Genomic DNA, 23,689 nt, shown 5'->3' with positions numbered 1-23,689 from the left:
ACGCAAAAGCAAACAGGTATTAAATAGTATTTGACTAGGACGCATGATTAAGGCGTCTCCGTTGTGCAAACGAAGTCTTTGCCCGCTAGGCGAAATGCTTGGATAGCACTCGCGGCTTCGCTAAACCTGTCTAAACAGCCACACGCGGAGACAACGGTTTCACCGGCTTCTAGTGGACAGGTTAGTCCGTCGCATGCTTTGTAGCTGTATTCGAAACGCGTATCATCGGGGCGCATACCCACTGACAGTCCCATGGTGGAAATTCCGAGTTCACCTACTTCTTTACTTGTTTTGCAACTTTGTTGGCACGGATCGACCGTTGGTAATGCTGGTAACGTTAGGGTTTGTGAATTAAGCACCATTATACCATTAACAATCCTTTTATCGTCATAACCAGTGGGCGACGCAGAGTTATTGATAATAACAGCCCGGTCAAGCCCGGCGCTGAAATCGTAGGTGCTACCCGCCGCTGGGCATTTGTATGTTCTGTCAATGCGCCAATATGGGCGACTCAGTGTGTCAGAGCACGAACCGCTGGTAAATGTGCGTGAGGAAGGCAACGGCACCAATCCGGTTCCTACTGTATTAACAACTGTTTGCACCCCATCTATTTCCTCTGCATCCAAATAACAATCGGAAGGAATCGAACCACAGGTATTGTCAACGGTAGGCGTGGTTTCACAGCTTGGGGTTATATTCACTTGGACACGAATATACAATTCACCTAAGTCACCCACTAAACCCCAAAAGTCCATTTCAAAAACACCTACAGACGCGAATAAATTGGTAATATTCTGATTAACTGAGGTGTAATCACTGTGCGATCTTTCACACCTTGCTGGCGGTGATGTTGGGTCCCACAGGTTGGAAACCCAAATATTGGTGGTGGTGGTTCCAATCGTGTGCTGAATAAGCGAATCATCATCGTGCGCAACATCAATTAACGTGATATTACTAATGTCTTGTGGGCGTTTCACATCAAATGCAACTTTGTGATTATACTGCGTACATGAGCCACCATTTAGATAGTTATCGCCAGGTTGTCCGACTGTGATTAAAAAGCAATTTGCGCCGCATGGACTGACGTTAACGACTCCGTTAAGGCGCGTTATTTCAATGATATCGCTGAGACTCGGTTCTAATATATCTGCTCCATGTTCTTCGAAACAGGTTTGGTTGGTTGTAGTATGTCCGGAAGACTGCGCTGAGCTAAGGCTTGCAAACAGCTCACTGGTGCCAGATGCAGTGAACGCTGCACTCGGGATGTTGCTAGGATTATCATAATAGACTTGCTGCGATGTTTCCGCTGTGTCACAGCTATCTGGGTCGTGTCCAAAAAAGGATGTAATGCCAGCGGAAGCAACCACATTGGTTATCCCAAAGCTCGGGTTGGTTCTTTGAAATGCCAAGCTGATGCCAGTGCCAATATCGTCGTGAATTCTCTCTTGGTTAACGAAATACAACCCCGCGCCACAGCTATTATTGATACAATAACAGCCTTCAACCCCACCACCTTGTGCAAGCGAGGAGGGTGTTCCAGTTATATTTAATGATGTATCAACCGCCCATTCAAAAAAATCACAGCTACTGAAATCGTTGTTGCAATTCGTTGCATAACCATTGTGACACACACCTGCAACATCACTGATTGTCTGAACCGGGGCAAATACCCCGTCCAAATTGTGATCGTGAACGACAGAGACATCTAGATCACCGTCCATTTGCACGCTGGCATATACTCGCAAGTATTCGTTTTCTGCTTGACAGGAAGCTTGGGCATTAAATGTTGAACCATCTGCAGAGACAACAGCGCTACTGCTAAGTATGGGATCAATCACATTCCCTTTTAAACTTTCTGCATTAGCATAATACGCAGCGGTGTCTTCAGACGCACTTTGACCTAACACCAAAAAAGGTAAGGTGCTTAGCGTAAGGATGTAAACGCCTAAGTATTTACGCTGCATTTTGTCGTTGCTTCCACAGATTAAGATCATAGGGCACTTTAGATAAGTGACACAGTGCCTCATAAGGATTCATACCAGACGCAATAGCATGGTCATACATATCCTTCTCTTTGCCCTCTGAGCTATTTAAGAACATATTGAACGGGTCGAGTACACTGCGCATAACCCCTTCACCTAGGTTGGTTTTCACATAAAGTTCAGCATAGTGCTTCTTCACTAACTTCACAGAGTTGAGCAGTTCAAGGGCAATTCCTGCTTGTGAAATAGCACCTTGTTCACTGGCTTTTGTATAGATATCAGACTTCAGTAAAAACTGCGTGTTACTGTTCTCTTGAAATGCTTTTCCTAGATCACCAAAATCAGGAATATCCAAAACGCTTTGCAAAACCACCCCTAAAGAGCCGGTATATTTGCGCGCCCTTCGATAACCTTCCTCAACAACCTGTTTGAAGTTGGACTTGTCGTCTAGCCCTAATTTCATCATCAGTGTTTTGAACTCTTCGAAAATAAGAATTCGAGGATCGGCACGATTAGATTCATACAAATCTGCGGTAAATGCATTCATCACCTGCAGGTACGCAACCCCAAGTAACTGTTTACTTTTTGAAAACTTCTCCAGTTCTAGAACGACAAACTGATCACCAGCAATATTAAATTGACTATTCCCACAAAACATCTTGCCGTAGCGTCCACTCTTTCTAAATGGACCGAGGTTAAACGCGATTTCTTGGGCTTTATCCTTTATCGTTTCGATGTTCTTTTGTTCAGTCCAGTCCGGTGAGTTATCCGGCCAACCGCGCAGGAAGTCATACACTGCATCAACCGGGAATTCATAATCACCGGCTTTATAGGCTGCGCCTACGGCATGCTCAATTAACGTATTATCAGAATTATCCTGTACTGCTTTGTTGGTACCAAACGCCATTTCAGATATCACAGCGCGGATAGCTTCTAATGCGCCGTTTACGTCCTCTTCGTCGCGAGCGTTAATTAATCCCGAGGTATAAAACGGATTAAGCTCACAATTGTCGACGTCAAGGTAACGGCCATTAAACAAGTCAGAAAGTTTCTTATAATCAGAACCCATTGACGCGATCCTGACGGCACGCCCGACTGCTAAATTATCCTTAACTATGGAGTTCATTAAATTCGACTTCCCCCCTCCAGTTTTAGCCGCTACAAAGAAGTTAAAAGATTCGAACTCATCAGCGAATAAATCAAATGAACAAAGTTGACCTTTTCTGCCTATAAATAACGACACCGGATCACCCATACCATTGAAGTCACCAGTGATCGGAACCAGCGTAGCGACCGCCTCTGAGTCAACATAAAAGTGACGGTCAATGGTGCCAATGTTTTTTTCTGGCTCGTAAAGACCAAAGGGGAGGGCGCTAATAAACATAATTTTTTGCAAAATCGTTTCTATCTGCATCTCGCAACCCTCCAGACTTTCCCACATCTTGATTGCGCGTGTTGTCGAATGATTAAGCTTTTCCACTGTGGGTTCAAATATCCACAACTGGGGGATCACTTTTACAAAGTCCTCACCATTATCTTTGCGTTTGTCCGCCCAATTTAGTTCTTCAATACGCTTAGCGGCCTGTTTAGACAGTTTCTGCGCTTTCACTGTTTGCGCATCTTTTTCTGCAATCTCTTGATTTTCTTTGCCCATGAAAATGGTGAACGTGAATAGGTATTCCCCCTGCAACTGTTTACCGTCATCATCTTGGCCCATGTAACCGCCGAGTAACCCATTTGCTTCTATTGCATCGATGGCGTGAGGTAAAAACTTTGGGGTGATACATCGACCCACTTTGTTACCCAAATCCACGTATTTCTCTCTTGGATGGAACTCCAGCACCGTTTCAGCACTCGCTATTTGTTTTCTAATGGGTATGTGAGGGCTTATTTCATTTGGCAAATCCGTATTGTCGCTGTACCCAAAAAACGTACTTAACCACTCTCTTAATCTGCCTGGAACGACATTAGTAGGCCTGATGTTGAGACTTTTTAAGTTATTTTCAAAAATCGCCAGTTGTTCTTCTGAAAGCGGATCGAGACTTGTGATGGCGAAAAATAATCTAATATGCCGAATATTATTCCCAAATAACTGAGCATTTCCGTTGGTAAAGTCGTACAGCATCTTAGTGGTTTCTTCACGGGACCTAGTGGCAATGGGGTTGTCTAACTTTACTAATGCGTTGTGTTCATCGACTATTGGTTTAATGTGTCGTGATCCGTGCTGGATCACTTGGATGACTGTATTACGAGGTAATTGTGATTTCACTAACGCCCTGAAATTTTTAATCGTTTCAGTACTTTTAAACACCACTGGGGTGCATTCATACAGATGACCAAAGCGATTATCTAAGGTGAAATAATCCTTTTCACCTTCGTCATAATTAACATACGGGAGATAGTCACTGATCTTTAATCTATCGACGAGCCTTTTAATATCCCCTAACGTCGCCGCACCATCCCCAATAAATATGTCTTTTAATTGTTTGAACATCATTATTTACCCTGGTGATGCATCATTGGAGAGTCCAATATTTCAGACGGTTTTTTCATATAGTCACCCTGAATGAAATGTGGTTGTTGATGTACCCAGTAAACATGCCTAGACATATACATGACTGCTTGGTCTTGTGAGGTGTAAGGTAATACAAGCATACGAATCTGAGTCGGTTGACGAATGATGGGGTTTTTGGGCTCTACGATAAGGCGCCCTAATTGGGCGTAATAATTATCAATATAGCGGTCGTATGACGAAGAGGTCGCTTTAGGTGATTGCGTGCCTGCGATACCATCTTTTGGCGATGATGTAACTTGCTCTTCATCATCCCTTTGTGATGCAGGCACCATGGGTTTCCCAACCTCTACACCTGTGACCGCCTCTTGATATGAGTCAGTCATGTTCTGACATTTACCGAGTGAGCCTGGCATGTTACAAGCATATTCATCTTCATAGGGCACAATAGAACATCCAGAAATTCCCAAGGTGACACATAAGACAAATCCAAGTAATTTGTTCATAATTCCTCCTAATTTTTGGTTTCTGCATTTGCAGTCGTGTAGCGTGGCTTAATGTTTAACCACACCCCTTTTTGAAAGACCACATACACGTGTTTGGTGCCACCCACTTCCGCCACTGGTGCATGTTGTTTAGCTAAATCGATAAATATGTCTTGGATGGCTTCAGAGCCGTTCTTTAAACCATTACCCAGCGCAGATTGCGTGATCCTGTTTGGATCAAACGTTTGCACCTGGCCACCACCCGTTATCGAGTTTTGTACACCTGCCAAACTCACGCCTTCACCAATCCCTGCGACCGTGCCGGTTAACAGTGCTCGCCAAATAAAATCACTCATTTGTGAAACAATGTTGGCACTCATGCCTTTATTGCCGTCGGAATCGACAACGTACCCTTGTACTTCTTCCTCTATGACAGATTCACCATTTTTATTAAGACAAGACAAATAAGCGAGTTGCGGGTCGACCCGCCGTTTTGCCAAATGGCCAGTGACACTAGACATGACAAAACACCCCTCTAAGTCAGAACGAATTGAATTGGGTAGAATGCTTGGGGCTTGAATTCTGATCAGAAGCTGCTCAGGATCGGCCATCGCCCCTTCACTGGTTACAATGCGCAGACCGTGAAGTGTTTGAGCCTTGGCAAAAGATATCGGTAGAAAATACCGCTCTGCTTTTGGGCTTTTTTTTTCAGCCAGTTGGCGTGCTCCCTGGACGCGACCAATCGTCCCTATGATGGTTACCGAGTCTTGCATCTCAATATTGTCGTCATTGCGAAATGATGGTGGTGGTTGATACCCCTCAGCTTGTGCTTGAGGTAACTCAAAGTAGCCTTTTTCATTCCCGTTGCTTGGTGGTATGTTTACCTTTTCCTGCTTGAGTAAGACAAGCATTTCTGTCATCTGGCGCGCTAATTGATCCGTTTTACTGCTCGCCTCAGCGGATGTCGTGATAGCTTGATCTATTGCCGTGTTTTGCGCTTCAAACTGATTAGCGAACGTTTCTGAGACGTCGTCCGCCATTAGATCGAAATTATCTAACACTTCCTCCTGCTGCATACCTTCTTTTACTGCACGTTGCTCTGCGTCTCGCTTGTCCCCTTCGCCGGACAAAAAATACCAACTCAACACAACAACAACAAGAAACGAAATAATGCCGAACTTGATGTATTTCTGCTTGTGCTGGGGTTCAAGGTGCGTAAACCATAATTGAAATTTGTTCATTAGTGCACCTCTTCAATAACGATTACATTAATGTATCCATCTGCATTAACCGTCATAGGATGAACGGTTATGGCGCGTGCTTGGGTGCTAATTTGCGGTATTAAGAATTGCTCTTCTGTGAATTTTTCGGTGGCTTTCGCAGGGTATATATAGTGCTTGATGCGAAGCCCTGCACCGTTGAATCGGTAACTTTCTTGCAGCGATAATGCCCGGTGATTGATAGTTAACGTTTGTTTAACCTGCTCTTTAACTAATGAGTCGTAAACGTGATTATTTAGTCGACCGTTGCTTAATACGGCATCAACGAGCAGTACATATTGATCCTCTTTGTCCATCCCATCCAACTGCCTTAGATTCTGCAGTGCCTGAGTGACATTAGGATCACCTAAGTAGATAATTTGACCGCGCAAGTTTTCTTTAGGCTCTGCAAAAAACTTATAGGCCAGTCCATCGCAGATGATGTCGAAGTCGACTATGTTTTTCGCGTACGTCAAGGTTTCGCCTTCCTGCTTAATGGGCAGTTTTATAAACACCTTGTCCTCTGCTACGCTCACTTGTTGTACCTTTTCTTCGCTATAAAAAACATCCTGGATCATGCCATTTACGCAGGTCACCCTATTCACGTCTTTGGCTGATATTTGCAGCTGACGAGGTTTATCAGGTTGCACATTAACAGCCAGCACTTGTGAACTAATCAGTGTTAATAATGCGAGAAGAATTTTCATTTTAGACCTCTTTATCTGCAATTTTGGTTATCATGAAACGACCGTTCTGCATGACGTGGGTAATGGTGAGTCTTTTTCGAACTGCAGACTCCACTTTGCCCCCAATACGGCGGTAATAGTTATATATGATGTAAATTTCATCGCCTTTTACCGTGATGTCGCCATGACCTACAAATTCTGTGAAAAACGAAATACTCTTTAATTTGACTATGATTTTTTTACGTTTGTTGAGTAGATCTTTTAACTCACCGTGATATTGAGGTGATGCGTATAACAACAGTGCACTAAAGAAAGCTTCAACATTCCCAGCATTCACATTTTCGTAAAAGGCCAAGATGCTAAGCGAGGTATCAAATATATAGGCATTGTTGGCACTAAAACGTCCAATCTCATATTGAATGTTGGGGGAGGGCAGGATAATAGTGCGCTGTGATTCAATCATTCGAGGAATAGATATTTGTTGATATGCGACCATTAGACACAAACAAATAAACCCAAATTTCAACACCTTATTTTCGGTAAAAAGGTTACTGTTCTTGGATAAGAAATGATTCACTCGCGCTTGGCGTGCCTTTGTTTGTTCAGACTCGGCCATGATTATTCCTCATACTTATTAGCTAGAACGGGAGGATAAAAACTTGTTGACTTGAATCCTGCGTAATACATAAGGTGCACCAAAAAACCTCTTGGTTGACGACGTTTCAGTGGGATGATGAAAAATGGGATCGCAAGACTGACTAAAAATTTAAACAGGCTCGGATCAGCAATCCAAAACACATAACAAATTAGGATCAGCGCCCATTCTTGGATATCTAGCCAAATAATAAATGGCACTTCATGAAGGTACCTAGATAGGCGCTGTTTAGTCATTTAAATGAGCATCCCTAAACTGGTAGTGATGTCATCCGCTCTGATAAGCGCAGAAGATCCTAAAACGCCCAGCGCTGGCAGCTTCCAATTACCACTGTTCATCATTGTCGCAGAATAGGCGATCCCGATAACGCCACCTAAGAAGCCAGGTGCGCCTTGGATACCTTGTAGAACAAAGATGTCATACAAGTCATAACCTAGTGAACCGACTGCTGGAGCAACGATGGCCATAGCAGCGACAGACGCCAACATAGCTAAGCAAAAAATCGAAATTTGCTTGGGTGAAATATAAATTTTATTTAACATGACTTTTCCTATAGAGGTTAGTTAAAAGTACTTCGTCGAAACCGACGAAGGGTCTTCCATCCACGATGAAACTAGGGGTACCAGTTGGACCCATTAACTTCATCGCAGCGGAATGCTGGTCAAATCGTGCTAAACCCTCTTCGCAGGTTTTGAGGCTGATTTTTTGACGATTGTAAATCTTCGAATAATCTTCCGGATGGCATAGAATGTGGATAGCTTCTTGTTTGCCACGCCCCTGACCGATGTTGCCTTCCCCGTCGGTGACAAAGAAAAAGACATACCGTTTGATATGGGAGCTGTCCTGTTTATCAGCCCACCGGCTATAATTAATGCAGTGACCACAATAGGGGTTAGTAATCTCTACATAACTCGTTTCTGCATCAGGATTCCCAAACACAAGCGCACTTTCTAATGGGAGTGTGTCTATTAGCTTTTGATTTGATGCTCGTTCGACCTGGGCTGAAAGATCGACACCGTTTTTGTCGTATATCTTACCGAATACCAACAGCTCCTTGTCTGGGTAGTAATACATCAATCCATTCAACGTCTGCATTTGATAAAGCCCTTCAATGGGGGAGGGCCCGAATGATTTGATCGCCGTTGAGTTCACGAAGGTGGCTTTGAATTTCATCTGTGCCTTAGCAATCATGTCCTGCTCACTTTGTGCGCCAACAAGAAAACTTAGGCATAGCCCGGCCATACTAATTAGTGTTGATCGCATCGAACAATTCCTTAGATATTTTAATGTTCATAAATGTCGCCATTTCTTGCTTAACCGGCGCATAGGATTGGGTTACAAAAGGATGGGGTTGCGGAATAACAATAAATATTCCTTGCGCGTCCATCGTCACAACCTCTGCCCCACAACAATAAAGCGCGGTATTAAACGACAATGACGTTCCTCGTGAGGCGATGTGACTTGATTTCGTTGCTCTTTGGGCTGTAGTGGGGGTTGCTGATTGAGGTGCTTGAAAGCGCTGCGCTCCAAACTCGCTGACTGTAACAACGCGGCCAATCGCTAAATTATGTGCGTGTGGTTTCGTGCCATCAGCGTACAAAATTTGTTTCCAGTTGACGCCGGTGCCTAGGTATTGTTGCGACAGCAACCACAGCGAATCACCTTTGACCACAGTGTGTTCGAACGCTTTCGTCGAAAAAGCACTGAACAGTATTAGTATAGCTATACAAATTTTCACGAGATAACCTTTTTGGGGAGCAGTGCCAGATGCCACATTATTGCAGAATAAATAAAATTCACTTGTGATACCCCTTTCCTGCCGCTCATTTCTTTGACTTGTCGGGCAATATTGACACTCATAGCAAACGCTTTTGGCGTTTGTATTTTCTGAGGCACTTCGAACTTCACACATTTTTCCTCCATCACTATTGCCATATAGACCACTAAAACAGACTCAATATAATCTTTAAGTGGCATACGCAACGCCTTGGCAGAGCTTAGTAATACTTCATGCTCCTCAGTGCGAATGTTGATCGGCTTAATGACACGACTCACTGTGAACTCCGCTTTAATCTCATACGTTAGGTATAGACTGTATTAGGATAGTAATACAATGAATAAACAAGAAGAAAGAGGATATTTATTATTAGTGGTTGTATTACAAAGGTTTTTTATTTTATTATTTTTTGCTGAACATAATAGTTTTATAATGCAGGTTAGTTTTTATGTGATGTCACACTATTTCTATATAACATTGTTTTATATGGTTAAATTTTATATTAATACTGTGATTACAAACTATATTAATGTTTTTATGTGTTTTCTGTCTTGCCAAATTCAATACTATGTGTTTTATTTAAATGTATGTAAACATACATTGAGATGTGATTATGGTGTGTTTAATTTAGTCAAATAGCGCGTATAGCTTCATTTGACCTGGTCACTTCACTAACCACTGAGCAAAACAATGGACACTTCACCAAAAGCACACATTCCGGTCGGTATTCATTCCATTTTATTATCAATGGGAGAGAATGAAATTGTCATCGAAAATCCTGATAAAATTCCCCTTTTAGATAATACATTAAATCAGATTTCTGACGCTATATTAGGGTGGTTTTGTGATGGAGCCTTGTGTCAAAAGGCTATCATTAATGACTTTACAGAAAGCATGCTCACAATGATGCCCGCCGAAGGCGGTATTATTCCGCTCGAAAATATACTGGAATGGGTTGAATTAAATGAGGATGCGAAGAGTGTTTTTCTGGCACTAAAACACACAATAACTGTCGCTAACACCCACCTTTTAGCCGTCCAGACCTAATAGTACAGCGGCTGTTATGTCACCAAACCCCGTTCGATGTGTGCGCACTTCGACTATTTATTCGTGCTTTTCCTCTCTTTTGATACCTGACAAGTATTTCTTTATTGTATTACAATAGGTCTACATTGATATTCTTAAACTGTAATAACGGCCACAATACCCTTGATCATCCGTTGTTAATGCGATTATAGGTACACTTCCCGCATGTCTGAACATGATTTAAAGATAGAGACGACTAAGATAAAAGGTATCAAAAACCGCTCTGCGATAGCGATTGAAAAATATCTTGAACTGCTGCAGGAGTCTTTAGCGACGAGATCTTTGCTGGAAACTGTCTCTACCCACATTAGGCTTTCAGCCCCTGATAATTATAAGCAAGTGAGTTTAGATAATCCGGTCAAGGCGTTTCTTCAAAAGTCAGGGTATATCGAACCAGGTTTTGTATCATTGCAAGTATGTTATCCACTGGAAGTATCTGAACCAACCAATATTCAAAACTTTAATGCAGGGCGATACTCTTCGACTGTTATTGAGCTAAAAACCGACTTAAATATTAGCGGCTCTGTTGCCGCAAAAGGCGACCTGCTCAAGGTGCTGCGGGTTGAAAAACAAGCCTCCCAAATTCAATTCGTCAGTTTGAAATCTAATCACAAATTTGTGTTTGATTTAACCTCTCCGACTTTCCAGAAAGCGGTTATTAAAGCTGTGTTTTATTATGAAGCAATACTTCACTTGTCAGTCGGTGATATCGTTTTTCAGACCCAGAATCCCCATTCACTCAAGCAAGTAGCATCGATATCAGATGATGAGATCAGATTTATGGATAAAGAAGGCCACACAACCACGTTAAAACCTAAGACTGCTGAAGCAAGAATGCTCTCACTTGGTTACGCTGCCAGCGGCGAGGCGGCACTTTGTTATCAATCCAAATCGACTATTGTTATCATTGATGGTGATGAAAAGTCGGATCAAGTAAAATCATTCATAAAGCATATGAAAAAAAATACCTCTTGCCGTCTTTATGTGTACGGTGTTGAAAAAACCCTGAGGAAATCCGTTCAAGTTGTTTGTCCAACAGATATGATCAAATGCATTAAAACGGCCATAGAAGATTCAAAGAAAAGTCATCAGGGCTATGTCGAGGCGTTGATTGATGAGTTACTCCGAAATGATGATGCAGCGCAGGACGAAGATACGGGTTATATGTCACTTTACTCTTCACCACCGTCTTCTAAAGCTCATGCATTTTGGATATCAGACGGACATTATGAAAGGTTAAAATCTTTCTGCGATAAATCTGGGTTAATGATGAACCGCTTGGCTCACCATTTAGTGTTTAGAGACCTGCTCAGACGTGATCTGATCAAACTAAACGACCTCTTGATGTGATCATTCGTTTAATTGACAGCCAGTACCGATGATCCCACCACTCGTTATAGGGGCATTAGAGTCTGACCACTCACCGAACATTGCCATGTTACCAAAATCGAGCGACGCGTTGATGGCGGCTCCTCCTTCGACGGTCGCGCTCAAAAGTCCACTATCCCAAGTGCCTGTAATCGGGGTGGTAGTGGTGCTGCCAAACGCGATATTTACCTGAGTACCGGTGACAGTACCGTCTTGGTGCAGACTAAATGAATATGTTCCCGCAGGGCCAGGACCAAAAACCGGGTAGACCGCAATATACGCAGCAGAAAAATGATGCACCGCTGACACATCTCTGTCCAGATGCTGCGCAGTGAACGTGCCACTCGTTTGTGCGATCGTGTTAGTCCATGTACCTTGCGCAACACTAAAATGCGTTATGACGCCATCATAGTTATCGCCGCTTAGTGAAGCACCACTAACAAAGCGGATAGCACCAGCATAATCAGGTGATGCAGGGGCTTGAACAAAAATAAAGTTTTGGGCCGTATCGCTCCAGCCAAGCGTCGTCATGCTGCCATCTATGGGGTTGATACCGAACGTAAGATGTCCAGTGTCATCCCCTGCAATGTCGCCATAATAAATACCACTTGCTGCACAGTACATTCGTTGTTTTAAATACGCCTGTGACTCACCAAAAGTGGGTATACTTTTTTGCGACAACAAAAACACATTGATATCTCCAAGTATTTGCACCATCTGTGTAGAAGTGGAGAACTCGGTCGAGGTAAAATCGGGCTGTGGCCATGCAAAGTCAGTGGCATTATCTATCAAACGTTGATCAATATTCACGTTAAACTTTGAGGACGGATCCACAGACAATAAGCGTAGTAGGGCTATTTTATTAATAACCTGAACACTATCAACAGTTCCATCCACCACTAGGTCGATTGGGGTGACAACAGATTTGCCTAATGTTGTACCTAATTCAATACCTGCTACAGAAAACTCCACGGGTTGTTCAATTCCATCAATCAGCTCATATTCAAATTCACCGTCTGTGGATATCGTTCCGCTGGTATTTCCTGAAACATAATTAACGCCGCTAATATTACCTAGATAGAAATTTCCTTGCTGTGTCGTCACAACAGGAGCAGGGGAGGGGAGTGTCGTCGGTTCACTTCCAGATCCACACCCAGTCATAAGGACCAACACACTTGATATAAATACTCCGCTATATTTAATTTTCATAATTTCATCCTAGAAACTTAATGAGAAGTTGATTGTTACTTGGTTTCGGTTGTTGTACTTAATGACATTTGGGAACGTTTCAGAAAATTCTGTAAACGCTCTAAATTCATCCGGATAGCGCCGAAAGATAAGTTGACTCAATATGTCTTTATTGAACAGCATCGTTTTGTAAGACAAGGTGGTATCTACTCGAAGATGTGACGCTCCCCCTATATCAGAATTCCCCGTCACGGTGCCACCCACATATATCGCATTCGTGATAGGGACTATTGTCCACACACTGCCAGAATGACGACTGTATAGTGATCCTTCAAACGGGGTCTTAGTCTGTGAGTCTAAATAGAGATAGGATGCACCAATCTTCGCAAAATCAAACTGGTAATGGCCACCAAACTCAATGCCTCTTAATCTGTTCTCACCCTTATTGGATAATCTAAAATCAAAAAAATCGAACGGCTCGCTGATCATATCCCGATATTCTTCCTGAAATAGTTTTGCATCAAGATGATATTTATTAAGCGCGCCTGATATTTGATAGCCAATCTCGACGGTGCGGTTGGTCTCTGCCTTTAATCCTTCAGGGGAGGTTGATGTACGAAAAAAGTACGCTTCCCGTTGCCCTAAATAATCGACGAATCCATCTAGGAATGTGTGGAAGAATCGCCATACGCGTTCAGTTTCATATATGTCGGGCAAACGTTTCGAATCAGAATAGGTTAGCCGTACCGACTGTAATTTGTCGATCTGATGAATATAAGCAACGCGGTATGACAGTGCTGATCCTGTCCGGTCGTTATCCTCAAACATCACGCCAACATTCAAAAGGTCGTTTTTTGGCATTGCATACTGCACACTGGCGCTTGCCCTATAGCTGTCGCTTTTAGTTTCGCCACCCAAATACGTTTCACTCTGAGCTTCATCTCTACGTAGCTCAGCGGTAGCTGAAAACCACATTTTTTCATGGGGTTTGAACTTAGCGCGCCCGTTGACAGCATAACGAGATTCTTCTACATCGATATTAGTGTTGGTACAAATTGGCTCATAACCTGGGTCTATTCCAAGAGCCTGCATTCGTTGACCCATCTGAAGTAATAGGTCAAAGTCACTCTGTTCTAAGGGGTTTACAATTGAGTCCTTAAGCACCACATTTCCGGTTTCAAACCCAGACTTAAAGAAAAGGTCAAAATCGGAACTCACTAAATGGATGTTAGGGCTGTCATCAATTTTGGCCAATAGTGGATCAAACACGTAAGCTGGTTGGCACGAACGAATGGGTTGTTTCCGCTCTACATGGGTGTAGTTGGCCGCTATCTTCCATTCTATGTGTGTACCGGCGAAATTATCTTTTGAACTTAATTTAAGCACTGCGTGATCTGAATTATCTTCAATATTCCCAATATTTATTAGCGAATTACTCGCTACGACTAAGGCGTTTTGGGTGTCTACCCCTAAAAATCCTGGGAATTCAAAGTTATACCGTTTACTCATAAAGCTGAAATCAATCAATGTATTATCGAACACATCAACGATGCCGCTCATTAGGATATTTTTCCCTTTTGTGTCGTCTGGGATTTTTTTACCCGCCGCACTGACATCAAAACCAGAATTATATTCTTGGAAAAAGCGCGCAAATACCTGCCCATTGTCAAAAGCGTATTTAGTGCCAGCCCATATTCTATGTGTGTCCTGTCCAAGCGATGCCTCCAGCTTTGCACTGGGCATTGTCGCTAACGGTTTTTGGATCAGGTTTACGGTAGCTTGGAATGCATTGCTACCAAAATCAACAACCGAGGCACCCCGTATGATCTCAATACTAGTCAGATCAGGTATATCCAGTGGTAGGCGTTGCCAGTTCAATCCGGCATAACCTGGACGATAAATGCTGTGACCATTAAAAAGGACTTCCATTCGCCTTGGGACATTGACGTTAGTGCCATGATAACCCACCACTGAGCCACTGCCGAACTCATCAGCAATCAACATGCCAGGCACTAATCTGAGTGCGTCAACTATATTGCTAATACCCAACAACTCAAGATCAGAAGCAGTAAGTTTCGTGACGCTTACAGGGCTTTCACTTGACGCAGCGGAAAGTAGGGACGGGGTAACTAAATTTATATCTGCATCACTGATGTTAAACGGATCGAAGGGATCATTCTCTGCGAGCGCACTAAAGGGAAGGGCTAAAAATATGCACGAGGCTTTAAGTAGGCATGTATCAGTCACTTTCAACATATAGTATTCCTTTAGTACTCCTTTTTTACTACCTTAATAGCCACCTACCAAATCATTTTTCTTACCATGCCAAAACAGCCAATCTTTAATTGTTTCATGGGGCACCAAGCCACCATTGGTTAATGTAGGAACAACAAATTCGCTTTCTAATTCCGCTACAAGCTCAGCATTATGGGACGCATCAGGATGAAAATGTGTTATCAAAAACTGCGCTACTTTATATGAAACTGATTTATCAGTGCTATTAGGTATATCGGACAACAGACTAAAGCCAGGAAGGTTCATGTGAACCACATCACCATCCCGAACAACACCAAAGCCTCGTTTAAAAAAGTCTGGGAGTGTCACAACGCCTTTCTTATTTACAAACACTGATTTTCTGCTCACGCAGTGCTCCTTGTTTAACTAGGCTCGATTTGAAACTAGCAAACATATTGAATTTCAACACATGCTTCATCGGTAAAAACTCTAACCGTTAAGCAATGTATGTAAGCATACATCGAAATAAATTAATCTGCTTAATTTTTATACAATACTTCAAAATTTTCGGTTGTTATTTTTCTCGTAGTTGATGGATTAACTCTGATCCGCAATAGTTATTAGTATGAAAGCACTATTGGTTGTATGTGGGTTTTGCGCCAAAATATAAAATTGTGTGGTATTGTTTTGATGTATGTACTCATACACAATTTCGAATAATAATAATTAATAAAAATCGGAAACCTTTTTGTGGAGAATAAAAATATTGATAGGGCGTGGGCTTCAATACCCATGCCTGATTGGCTCTTTGATGCATGGAAAGAATACGCCGAAGCTGTCAAACGTGAGCAACGGGGGGTGCTTGATTTATTTGTTAGGGAGTATATTGAAAACAAATCAGCGTATACCAAAAAACAACATGTGGTGTTTTACGCTCCCAATAGAAAAGCTAAATCACGCTCCGTCCAACTAGACGCAAAACTCTACGAACAAATCGAAGCATTCGCTAAAAAGCATGAAACCCGAGTAAATCGAGTATTAATGAGTAGCTTATTAGAGGGCTTACGAAAACGCCGCCGGATCAGAATATAATTATCGTTATTTTTGCCAATATCCTGACGATATTGATTGTCAACAGTTCAAGCTGAGGCTTGACACAGTGCAATACTTAACGGATTTTTGCGATAGAAATAGAAACCTGTGAGCAATCCGGTGTTGGGTGGTTATAGCGAGCATCTAAAATCCATAGGTGATCCAAAAGATACTCAGTCACCTGAATACAAAAAATAACGAAGTCGTCGAATTATTGCCCTCAAATTATAGAGCGCCGCCTCAGGTAAGTCTGTTTGAATAAAAGGGCTATCCACTTAGCCCGACCAACCACTACATGTTGTGTTTACTAGATTTAACCTCGATGCCACTTTGCTGACCTAATGTAGAAACAAAAACGCAGCCTTTAAGGACTGCTTAGTGCTGTGAGTTCAACTGGTCAGTGCAACACACTGGTTAAATCGCTCTGCTGGTGTCTCATAGTCTAACGTCTTTCTTGGTCTTTCGTTTAGTTGTCTGGCGACTTGGCTTAATTTCAGTTGAGAATGCTCATTTAGGTCTGTTCCTTTTGGGAAGTATTGACGCAGTAAACGGTTGGTATTTTCATTCGAGCCTCGCTGCCACGGCGACTTTGGATCGCAGAAGTACACTTGAATATCGGTAGCGAGTGTGAACCTTTTATGATTAGACATTTCGCATCCTCTATCCCAAGTTAATGTCTTATATAACTCGCTTGGTAATTTTTTAGATTGCTTAATTAGCGCGTCAATTACGGCGGCGGTTTTATTACTTGAAACCTTGGCTAACATTACATATCGGGAGTGACGTTCGACTAGAGTCGCTATATAACTATTTCCTGAGCCTGCTATCAAATCACCCTCCCAGTGCCCTGGAACAGCTCTATCTTCTACTTCAGGCGGTCTTTCACTGATATTAACTGCGTCTACTATTTTACCTAAACCTTTACCTTTTAAGGTGGCATGTTTAGAGCGTCTCATGACGCGTTGAGACCTCAAATGTTTTAACAGTTCTTTCTTTAAAGCCCCTCTTGTCTGGATATATAGCGTTTTGTATATTGTTTCATGAGACACATGGAAGTCCTTATCAGAGTAAGTGTGCATGAGCCAACCTGCGATTTGCTGGGGTGACCAAGTTCGATGTAACTTCATCGCAACCAACCGTGCTAAGACTTTGTTTAAAAGGAGTTTGCATGGCTTTGGCCGTTTTGCGCGCTCCCATGCGGCCGTGTCGGCTTTATTCGCTCGATATGTTCCACGCCCACCATTTCGATTCACCTCTCTAGATACATTGGAAGGTGCTCGATTTAGCTGTTTGGCTATTTCACGAATTGATAATTTTGATGACAAACCGCGAGATATTTCTTCTCTTTCTTGAGGTGTTAAATGTGACGCGGATCTTGTTTTTTGGCGAGGCCTTATTCCGCCTTCCCTCGAAATAATTCTTTGTACACCGGTATGAAATCGATCAAACATCTTTCCAATGTCATGCAAGGAATCGCCTTGCTGATATCGATCCCATATTAATGTTCTTTGTTGTGCATTGTAGTAAATCTTTTTTCTTCTTGTCATAGCAACACCTCCACTTTATCTAAGTATAGCGTTGCATTGACCGATTGAACTCACAGCCAAAAGCCGACATAAGGCTCTAGTCTAGAAAAGGCTTAAATCGACCTAAAGCGGTCGTAAAAGAATTCGAACTATCAGACTATATTGAGCGAAAAATCATGCGATTAATCAAACTTGACTGACGGCAATGAGCGATCAGCCGCCATACAATGTTTATAATTTGAATTTGAGGTCTGACGCTATAGCAGACGTTTGATTTATTTTAAAACGGACGTTACACAATCACATTCGTCGAATACCGCAACTTTACGAACAAAAAAAAGCACCTACCAAACTGGAAAGTACTTCTTGATGTTTTCTAAACTAAGATTATTTCTTAAATCTACGTGATGCTAAACCCACTAAACCTAATCCTAAAATAGCTAGTGTCGATGGTTCTGGTACGTTGGATACATCTAGCTGGACTGCAGATATCTTAGTAGTAAAAAATGCATTTGTATTTATATAGTCAGGCCATGTGTTTGCTCTGAATATGTTTTCGGTTGTTGAATCGAATGATCCTGCGTAATTATTCCCAACATTTACTGGCGCATTAACCATATTCGACAGGCTCGTACCCCAAAGCCAATCTACCTTATTCGTACCTAACGTTTGTGTACCATTTACAAACTCATGAGTAGTCCCGTCGATATTGAATTCGCCTATTATGTTGTTTGGATAATTACCACCGTCAACGAAAATGTGGATGAAATAATCAACATCAGCCAATAACGTAAACCCAGAGAAATTTGCGGGGCTGTTCCAGATATTTGTGGAGGCTACTGTTGTACCTTGTACAACATCATTTGTGCTTATAGCAATAAAACCTTTGTCATCTATATAAGAATTACCTGACAGTGATGTAATTAAAGCAGCGTTTGCAAATGCTCCTACAAACAAAGATGTTGCGATTAATAATGTCTTTAAAAATTTAAATTTCATTTGATATTCCTAATTTAACTCTTTCCAATTTTTTGGAAGGAAAACGTTAATAAAACAAGTCACTATCCATATGCAAATTAGATGCCAAATATTAAAAATGCTTTTGTTTCAATATTATAGAGGTTTATGGTGTTTTTTATAAAGCTAATCTGTAAAATAACCTGACAATAATGGTGAGCTAATCTGTTGATTCAACATGGATATATAAATAAATACTCAACCTTAAAAATATGGCGCTGTAAAAAGCCAATGAGTTGTTTAATTAACGTGTGAAACTGGAAAGTAAGCCACATAATTTCATGTTTAAGCTTATAAAACGATTAATTCAGAGATATGGCTGCTCAAACCATTAGCGATAAGCATTACAGGGGTTTTCAGACTAACACAAAGACTGCTTTAGGTGGGTTTACTTCCACTTCGCGCTATAAACTGATATTGATTAAACTCTCTCAAACGTTTTTGTGACTTGCTCATCAATCAATAAGTGTAGAAAACCCTGACAGTCCGCTTACAAGGTAAAGTCTAGATACAAAATAGGCTTAAAATCAAATGCGTATGACGGCTTATGGCACATTTGCGACGCTCAGCGAATGGCTCCAATGAGCGAGGAACGGTCGTAGCCCAAACTGAATATATTGTTAACTTTTTTGATATTTGTGGATGCTATCGGTCGGAATCCTAGTGGCAAGTTTTCCGACAAAGCCGACATTAGCACTCAGAATTTTATAAGTGTATTTTGCGACCAAATCCAATATTAAGGAACGTCTTCTATCCGTCGGCAAAGTGCCAATACCGGTCATTCGGAGTCACTTCAGTTAAACTGATTTTCGCGATAAATTGTCAGTCTAGTTCGCAGCCCAAAAGGGCAACTAACGACCTATAGCGGACGTAAGAGAATTCAAACTATCAGATTATATTGAGCGCAAAATCATCATACGATTAATCAAACTTGACTGACGGCAATGAGCCTATTAACAGACGGTGAGTGGATTAGCTTTTCTAACCGTTTAAATACCAAGTATGTGCTGAAAGCTGGCATCAAACGGCGAAAATCGAGCGCGCCTCAGATAAATCTGTTTGCATAACAGCGGGAGGCGCTTTTTTTAGATTCTGCATTATTTGAAAACAGTTGAGTAATAGGCGAGAAATTGCCTATTTTTACTCCCTCAATAATGCAATAGAGATGTAAATATAACGTAACTAAGATGTTAAATAGATGCAGGCATGCAAAATATGAGGCAAGATGTATTTTCATTTTATGAAAAATGACGTTTTATTTTACCCATACTCAAACGAAGTATAAATCTAATAACTACAAATGGATATTTTAATGATTAAATCTAAAATGTATATCGCCACAGCCATACTGGCTCTGGGCTTTGGTTCTGCCAATGCACAAACCTTTAATTTCGACTCGAAAAGTGATACCCCAGTCGTGGTAGGGGGAATCGGACCAGACGGTGGCAGTTATGTTGGGAGTTACAACACCGGCAACGGAGTCTCGACCTACGCTGATGGCAGTAAATTAAAGAGTACAAGTAAATGCGTATCTATGATGCAGCCGTCAAATGCGAATATATTTGCTATGCACGTTGCCTGTGACGTTACACGTGAAGCGACGGTATACACTGTTGCGGCAGGCTGTAATTTCATGAATAAGGAAAAGACCGAGACAAGCTGTGTAGGCGGACTGAAGGGCAAGGCTGGAAAGCTTGAAGGTCGGACCGGTTCCATTACTTGGCACACTAAAGGTGGCATCTCAAAGGGCACTGGTCAATGGCACGAGTGATCGTCGAATTTGTTATCACTACAGACGATTAATTCATAGTTAAGCGAAGCCGTCGGAGGTATTAGATAACCTGACGGCTTTTTCTATTTCAGAGGCTTGATAAATTAGATAAAGCCTGTAACAGAGGCGTCGGCCACACAGTCATCAAACTCCCTCAGTGCCTATTGTCACTATTCTAAAAGATGCTATCGCTACAATCAAACAGCAAGGACGAAAGGTCTTTACCTTGCAAACCATTACTCCTATTGAAGAGCAAGGTTCGTTACCCACTCAAATGTGCCCTATAGCAGTTGCAGCTATCCTAATTTGCTAAAACTTAGGCTTCTTACTCCTGAATCACTATGACCACGACTGTCTGCAATTGGGACATGGACGACGGATAGAGGAAGTTGATGTTGAGGGGTTTACCAGCAATATATTTCTTCGTTCGTATGTCTGCTTTGTCGGAATTCTTGTCCTAAGCGAGACGGAAGATAAGGTCCGCTTTTCGCTCAAAGGAGACGAAACCACAATAAATCGCTACGTCCGCTTTCTTGGGCAAAGGAGCCATTCGACTAAAGTGATTTCGCCTAGACAATTTAGTAGCTGGGTTAAGATATTCATCCATATATTGGAATTGGTAAACAGCTGCCAGTTACCACCAGAGACTGACAAGGTTAAATCTAGCAAACACAACATATAGTGGTTGGTGGGGCTAAGTGGATAACCATTTTGTCCAGCGTAGTTAAATATGTGAAACGGCGTTAAAACTCACATAACAGGGCAGGGGATACAAGCGAACAGTGACATGAAGTAGGGTAACTCCGTCATTGTCTTATTAGCCTGCGCCTATTGTAAGCGTCTGCAAATTACTTACATTGACTTGGTAATTTGGAAATTAAACTCAAAATTGTCTTGCATGACACAATTAATTAAAAAAACATTTTAAATGACCACTACGACTACATTTTATTGTGATAATAAGGATATTTTGCGTGGGATCCGGCAGGGAATATTGTTTGCTGCTGACTCACCAATTGATGTGTCTCAAGTGTTAGCAAGTGATAATCTACGTTTCAAAAATATGCTAAGAGACTTCGACCGAATATGCCGAAATGAGGAAGTACGAGAATATTTAAACAGAGATGGCGTTAATATCAATCACATGTTTGAACAGATTGCATAGTAATATTCACTTTAACCAAAAGACCTGCCATGTGTGACACTGTCACTTTTTGCGTCTAACGTTTGCGCTTTTCGCAACCGGAGGATCTACTTCTTGATAACGGTCCTCGATAAGCATGGACATACAGTCCTTAATAGTCATTTCATACAGCGCAGATAGGTCGTTCAATTTATTATACGTGTCATTATCAATCACAACCGAAAATACATTAAGTTTACGGCGGGAATTTTTTTTGCGTAGCGAAGCACATAGCGCACTGAATTTTTGTTCGGTGAGGTATTTTTTGCACCAAGCCGTTAGGTTAACAGCAAGTTGATCATCAAACTTGAAAGTGCTGAATAGCTTGGTCCCTGAACGCTCCTTTTCGAACTCGTCAATGTGTGCAAGATACGTCGGATCGGTGTTTAGTTTGGTATTGATGTATCCCCAGGCATCAATACCATTGATGTCGGGTATATTAAATTTCATTAGGGTTCTCCATTAAAGTGTGACACTGTCACAATGTAATCAATTTATCATACTGTGACACTGTCACAAAGCATTTTATTAATCTCTGGAGAAATAGGGTAGGGTGGTACTTCGTTATAAACACTCTATTTTCGTAACCTTTATCCTTCTTACTGATTCAATATATTTTAGTATCCCAGCGGACATTAAACGACAATGATAAATGACCAGTTTAACGGTGTTATTATATAGAACAGCAATAAATAATTGGTCTTTATTGAAATCCATACAACCCCCAACAATCGGGGCGTCGCCTGTGGTGAAACCAACCATATTTAGCCACACAAAAAGTCTTGGTGTTGGTTTACGCCAGGTTAATAGACAGTCAAAAAAATGCGACCAATCTGGCCGCGCTCTTTTATGATGTCAACCGTCTGACCACACATTACATTTGTCGTTTCGACTATCTAAGGAGACATGATCAAGCGTGCATAGTGATAGGGTCTGCGAATTGTTGCCAATAAAATCACCCTTTTAAAAGCTATTAAATATCGGTGTCATGATTAGTAGAGAGAGTACAAAATATCATTTGATGCATCATGTCGAAGTTAAGGATTTACTAATACTTTTTTTCTGTAAGGTGTCTAATTCGCCTATAAAATCTTTATGAACAATTACCATTCTTGCAATGCAATCTTCAGGGACATTACCGACATCATCAGACAATCGCTTTAAAAGCTCTCTGACTCTTGAGCTAAGATATTGTTGTGTTACTTTAAACGCCGTTGCTACTTCCTTTTGAGTGTCGCCATGAACAAGTACTCTTTCTAACATTTTAATCGTTTCTGGTTTGAATTTTCGCGGCTGTTTAGCTAAATAATTAAGTTTCGCTTTTGTTAGCCTAATTTTACTTCGGTTCGCCATATTGACTCTCCTGTAACATTTCAGCGTATTTTTGTTCAAAAACACACTCGGGCTTACCACTCATATCCGCCAATTTTTCATAGATAAGTGTGTTATCCCCGCCATAAACGGACTGTCGTTTACCTGTCAGTGTCCAAATAATATGCATCCAATCTTCTGGCGTATTTGGTAACCAACCATATACCAACGCCGTTTTTAATAAACACAGTATCAGCCATTTTTTGGCGTAGGCTTCGCCTCGAGACATATAGGTGATTTTCCGGCCATCAATATTCTTACCACTATCAGCGGATAAATACAGCGCCAGGCGATCATAGTCGTTCATAAAATCATCGTGTTTGGCAATGTGTTTTATCAGCACACTTTCAAACAACAACTTTTTATCGTTTACAATGTTATTCCCAATAGTCATTGAGCCTCGATTATCCGGGGGATCGGTTTTTAATTTGACTCACGACATATGAAATTAAATAGGGTTTGTGCATGTATCGGGCAACATTATTTTTCTTATCCG

Annotated in this window: 24 protein-coding genes; 5 read left to right on the top strand and 19 right to left on the bottom strand. The window is 41.6% G+C overall.

Annotated features, from left to right (window positions below):
* Positions 1 to 47: 47 nt before the first annotated feature.
* The 11 genes from CXF95_RS22135 to CXF95_RS29695 are packed head-to-tail and all read right to left on the bottom strand — an operon-like array spanning position 48 to position 9,634.
* Complete coding sequence (locus CXF95_RS22135; RefSeq protein ID WP_157828215.1) at positions 48 to 1,994, bottom strand: hypothetical protein; 1,947 nt, start codon at positions 1,992 to 1,994, stop codon at positions 48 to 50.
* Positions 1,954 to 4,479 (bottom strand): TraC family protein, encoded by a 2,526-nt coding sequence (locus CXF95_RS22130; protein ID WP_101200730.1) that lies wholly within the window; start codon positions 4,477 to 4,479, stop codon positions 1,954 to 1,956. Before CXF95_RS22130 ends, CXF95_RS22135 begins: the two co-directional genes overlap by 41 nt.
* Positions 4,479 to 5,000 carry a TraV family lipoprotein gene (locus CXF95_RS22125; protein WP_101200729.1) on the bottom strand — a complete coding sequence of 174 codons (522 nt, stop codon included), beginning with the start codon at positions 4,998 to 5,000 and terminating at the stop codon, positions 4,479 to 4,481. Before CXF95_RS22125 ends, CXF95_RS22130 begins: the two co-directional genes overlap by 1 nt.
* A gap of 8 nt (positions 5,001 to 5,008) precedes the next feature.
* Positions 5,009 to 6,220, bottom strand: coding sequence for a TraB/VirB10 family protein (locus CXF95_RS22120; RefSeq protein WP_101200728.1), 1,212 nt, complete (start codon positions 6,218 to 6,220; stop codon positions 5,009 to 5,011).
* Entirely contained in the window at positions 6,220 to 6,945 is a 726-nt protein-coding gene (locus CXF95_RS22115) for a type-F conjugative transfer system secretin TraK (RefSeq protein ID WP_101200727.1), read from the bottom strand. The genes CXF95_RS22120 and CXF95_RS22115 overlap by 1 nt, the downstream gene beginning before the upstream one ends.
* A gap of 1 nt (position 6,946) precedes the next feature.
* Positions 6,947 to 7,540, bottom strand: a complete 594-nt coding sequence (locus CXF95_RS22110) for a TraE/TraK family type IV conjugative transfer system protein (RefSeq protein ID WP_101200726.1) — start codon at positions 7,538 to 7,540, stop codon at positions 6,947 to 6,949.
* A gap of 2 nt (positions 7,541 to 7,542) precedes the next feature.
* Complete coding sequence (locus CXF95_RS22105) at positions 7,543 to 7,815, bottom strand: type IV conjugative transfer system protein TraL (RefSeq protein ID WP_101200725.1); 273 nt, start codon at positions 7,813 to 7,815, stop codon at positions 7,543 to 7,545.
* Complete coding sequence (locus CXF95_RS22100; protein WP_101200724.1) at positions 7,816 to 8,121, bottom strand: hypothetical protein; 306 nt, start codon at positions 8,119 to 8,121, stop codon at positions 7,816 to 7,818.
* Positions 8,111 to 8,842: a disulfide isomerase DsbC N-terminal domain-containing protein gene (locus tag CXF95_RS22095; protein WP_101200723.1), complete on the bottom strand. Its 732-nt coding sequence runs from the start codon at positions 8,840 to 8,842 to the stop codon at positions 8,111 to 8,113. The genes CXF95_RS22100 and CXF95_RS22095 overlap by 11 nt, the downstream gene beginning before the upstream one ends.
* Entirely contained in the window at positions 8,823 to 9,317 is a 495-nt protein-coding gene (locus tag CXF95_RS22090) for a LysM peptidoglycan-binding domain-containing protein (protein WP_157828214.1), read from the bottom strand. The genes CXF95_RS22095 and CXF95_RS22090 overlap by 20 nt, the downstream gene beginning before the upstream one ends.
* Entirely contained in the window at positions 9,314 to 9,634 is a 321-nt protein-coding gene (locus tag CXF95_RS29695) for a hypothetical protein (protein ID WP_157828213.1), read from the bottom strand. Before CXF95_RS29695 ends, CXF95_RS22090 begins: the two co-directional genes overlap by 4 nt.
* Before the next feature lie 412 nt (positions 9,635 to 10,046).
* Here CXF95_RS29695 and CXF95_RS22080 point away from each other — a divergent pair, with 412 nt between their 5' ends.
* Together CXF95_RS22080 and CXF95_RS22075 are read left to right on the top strand one after the other, a co-directional pair.
* Positions 10,047 to 10,403, top strand: a complete 357-nt coding sequence (locus tag CXF95_RS22080; protein ID WP_101200720.1) for a hypothetical protein — start codon at positions 10,047 to 10,049, stop codon at positions 10,401 to 10,403.
* A gap of 204 nt (positions 10,404 to 10,607) precedes the next feature.
* Complete coding sequence (locus tag CXF95_RS22075) at positions 10,608 to 11,792, top strand: hypothetical protein (protein WP_101200719.1); 1,185 nt, start codon at positions 10,608 to 10,610, stop codon at positions 11,790 to 11,792.
* Here CXF95_RS22075 and CXF95_RS22070 read toward each other — a convergent pair whose 3' ends face one another.
* Genes CXF95_RS22070 through CXF95_RS22060 form a run of 3 tightly spaced genes read right to left on the bottom strand, consistent with a single transcriptional unit; the run spans position 11,793 to position 15,641 of the window.
* On the bottom strand, positions 11,793 to 13,019 hold the full coding sequence (locus CXF95_RS22070) for a hypothetical protein (RefSeq protein WP_101200718.1): 1,227 nt from the start codon (positions 13,017 to 13,019) through the stop codon (positions 11,793 to 11,795).
* A gap of 9 nt (positions 13,020 to 13,028) precedes the next feature.
* Positions 13,029 to 15,254, bottom strand: a complete 2,226-nt coding sequence (locus CXF95_RS22065) for a TonB-dependent receptor (protein WP_101200717.1) — start codon at positions 15,252 to 15,254, stop codon at positions 13,029 to 13,031.
* Between the two features lie 33 nt (positions 15,255 to 15,287).
* Entirely contained in the window at positions 15,288 to 15,641 is a 354-nt protein-coding gene (locus CXF95_RS22060) for a hypothetical protein (RefSeq protein ID WP_101200716.1), read from the bottom strand.
* A 342-nt stretch (positions 15,642 to 15,983) separates the two neighbouring features.
* Between CXF95_RS22060 and CXF95_RS22055 the strand changes: the two genes are divergently transcribed.
* Positions 15,984 to 16,325 (top strand): hypothetical protein, encoded by a 342-nt coding sequence (locus CXF95_RS22055; protein WP_101200715.1) that lies wholly within the window; start codon positions 15,984 to 15,986, stop codon positions 16,323 to 16,325.
* A 389-nt stretch (positions 16,326 to 16,714) separates the two neighbouring features.
* Here the strand turns inward: CXF95_RS22055 and CXF95_RS22050 are convergent, their stop codons facing one another.
* Both CXF95_RS22050 and CXF95_RS22045 read right to left on the bottom strand, forming a co-directional pair.
* Positions 16,715 to 17,872, bottom strand: coding sequence for an IS30 family transposase (locus CXF95_RS22050; RefSeq protein WP_101200714.1), 1,158 nt, complete (start codon positions 17,870 to 17,872; stop codon positions 16,715 to 16,717).
* Between the two features lie 366 nt (positions 17,873 to 18,238).
* Positions 18,239 to 18,850, bottom strand: a complete 612-nt coding sequence (locus CXF95_RS22045; protein WP_101198968.1) for a PEP-CTERM sorting domain-containing protein — start codon at positions 18,848 to 18,850, stop codon at positions 18,239 to 18,241.
* Positions 18,851 to 20,180: 1,330 nt separating this feature from the next.
* Between CXF95_RS22045 and CXF95_RS22040 the strand changes: the two genes are divergently transcribed.
* Positions 20,181 to 20,639, top strand: a complete 459-nt coding sequence (locus CXF95_RS22040; protein ID WP_101200713.1) for a hypothetical protein — start codon at positions 20,181 to 20,183, stop codon at positions 20,637 to 20,639.
* 928 nt (positions 20,640 to 21,567) lie between these two features.
* The gene (locus CXF95_RS29690; RefSeq protein ID WP_157828212.1) at positions 21,568 to 21,804 is read left to right on the top strand and encodes a hypothetical protein; all 237 of its coding nucleotides are present in this window, start codon (positions 21,568 to 21,570) and stop codon (positions 21,802 to 21,804) included.
* A gap of 42 nt (positions 21,805 to 21,846) precedes the next feature.
* Here the strand turns inward: CXF95_RS29690 and CXF95_RS22035 are convergent, their stop codons facing one another.
* The 3 genes from CXF95_RS22035 to CXF95_RS22020 all read right to left on the bottom strand — a co-directional run bounded on the left by CXF95_RS22035 (position 21,847) and on the right by CXF95_RS22020 (position 23,587).
* Positions 21,847 to 22,272 carry a hypothetical protein gene (locus tag CXF95_RS22035; protein WP_101200712.1) on the bottom strand — a complete coding sequence of 142 codons (426 nt, stop codon included), beginning with the start codon at positions 22,270 to 22,272 and terminating at the stop codon, positions 21,847 to 21,849.
* Between the two features lie 576 nt (positions 22,273 to 22,848).
* The gene (locus tag CXF95_RS22025; protein ID WP_101200710.1) at positions 22,849 to 23,175 is read right to left on the bottom strand and encodes a hypothetical protein; all 327 of its coding nucleotides are present in this window, start codon (positions 23,173 to 23,175) and stop codon (positions 22,849 to 22,851) included.
* Positions 23,159 to 23,587: a hypothetical protein gene (locus CXF95_RS22020; RefSeq protein ID WP_101200709.1), complete on the bottom strand. Its 429-nt coding sequence runs from the start codon at positions 23,585 to 23,587 to the stop codon at positions 23,159 to 23,161. The genes CXF95_RS22025 and CXF95_RS22020 overlap by 17 nt, the downstream gene beginning before the upstream one ends.
* Positions 23,588 to 23,689 lie beyond the last annotated feature (102 nt).

The organism is Paraglaciecola sp. MB-3u-78 (genome assembly GCF_002835935.1).
Taxonomy (GTDB): Bacteria; Pseudomonadota; Gammaproteobacteria; order Enterobacterales; family Alteromonadaceae; genus Paraglaciecola.
This window is presented reverse-complemented; position numbering and strand designations above follow the sequence as displayed.

Bases quoted from the DNA above. Each gene is read 5' to 3' on its own strand.
- CXF95_RS22135 (WP_157828215.1), bottom strand. From the start codon at position 1,994: ATGATCTTAATCTGTGGAAGCAACGACAAAATGCAGCGTAAATACTTA.
- CXF95_RS22130 (WP_101200730.1), bottom strand. From the start codon at position 4,479: ATGATGTTCAAACAATTAAAAGACATATTTATTGGGGATGGTGCGGCG.
- CXF95_RS22125 (WP_101200729.1), bottom strand. From the start codon at position 5,000: ATGAACAAATTACTTGGATTTGTCTTATGTGTCACCTTGGGAATTTCT.
- CXF95_RS22120 (WP_101200728.1), bottom strand. From the start codon at position 6,220: ATGAACAAATTTCAATTATGGTTTACGCACCTTGAACCCCAGCACAAG.
- CXF95_RS22115 (WP_101200727.1), bottom strand. From the start codon at position 6,945: ATGAAAATTCTTCTCGCATTATTAACACTGATTAGTTCACAAGTGCTG.
- CXF95_RS22110 (WP_101200726.1), bottom strand. From the start codon at position 7,540: ATGGCCGAGTCTGAACAAACAAAGGCACGCCAAGCGCGAGTGAATCAT.
- CXF95_RS22105 (WP_101200725.1), bottom strand. From the start codon at position 7,815: ATGACTAAACAGCGCCTATCTAGGTACCTTCATGAAGTGCCATTTATT.
- CXF95_RS22100 (WP_101200724.1), bottom strand. From the start codon at position 8,121: ATGTTAAATAAAATTTATATTTCACCCAAGCAAATTTCGATTTTTTGC.
- CXF95_RS22095 (WP_101200723.1), bottom strand. From the start codon at position 8,842: ATGCGATCAACACTAATTAGTATGGCCGGGCTATGCCTAAGTTTTCTT.
- CXF95_RS22080 (WP_101200720.1), top strand. From the start codon at position 10,047: ATGGACACTTCACCAAAAGCACACATTCCGGTCGGTATTCATTCCATT.
- CXF95_RS22075 (WP_101200719.1), top strand. From the start codon at position 10,608: ATGTCTGAACATGATTTAAAGATAGAGACGACTAAGATAAAAGGTATC.
- CXF95_RS22070 (WP_101200718.1), bottom strand. From the start codon at position 13,019: ATGAAAATTAAATATAGCGGAGTATTTATATCAAGTGTGTTGGTCCTT.
- CXF95_RS22065 (WP_101200717.1), bottom strand. From the start codon at position 15,254: ATGTTGAAAGTGACTGATACATGCCTACTTAAAGCCTCGTGCATATTT.
- CXF95_RS22050 (WP_101200714.1), bottom strand. From the start codon at position 17,872: ATGACAAGAAGAAAAAAGATTTACTACAATGCACAACAAAGAACATTA.
- CXF95_RS22045 (WP_101198968.1), bottom strand. From the start codon at position 18,850: ATGAAATTTAAATTTTTAAAGACATTATTAATCGCAACATCTTTGTTT.
- CXF95_RS22040 (WP_101200713.1), top strand. From the start codon at position 20,181: ATGATTAAATCTAAAATGTATATCGCCACAGCCATACTGGCTCTGGGC.
- CXF95_RS29690 (WP_157828212.1), top strand. From the start codon at position 21,568: ATGACCACTACGACTACATTTTATTGTGATAATAAGGATATTTTGCGT.
- CXF95_RS22035 (WP_101200712.1), bottom strand. From the start codon at position 22,272: ATGAAATTTAATATACCCGACATCAATGGTATTGATGCCTGGGGATAC.
- CXF95_RS22025 (WP_101200710.1), bottom strand. From the start codon at position 23,175: ATGGCGAACCGAAGTAAAATTAGGCTAACAAAAGCGAAACTTAATTAT.
- CXF95_RS22020 (WP_101200709.1), bottom strand. From the start codon at position 23,587: ATGACTATTGGGAATAACATTGTAAACGATAAAAAGTTGTTGTTTGAA.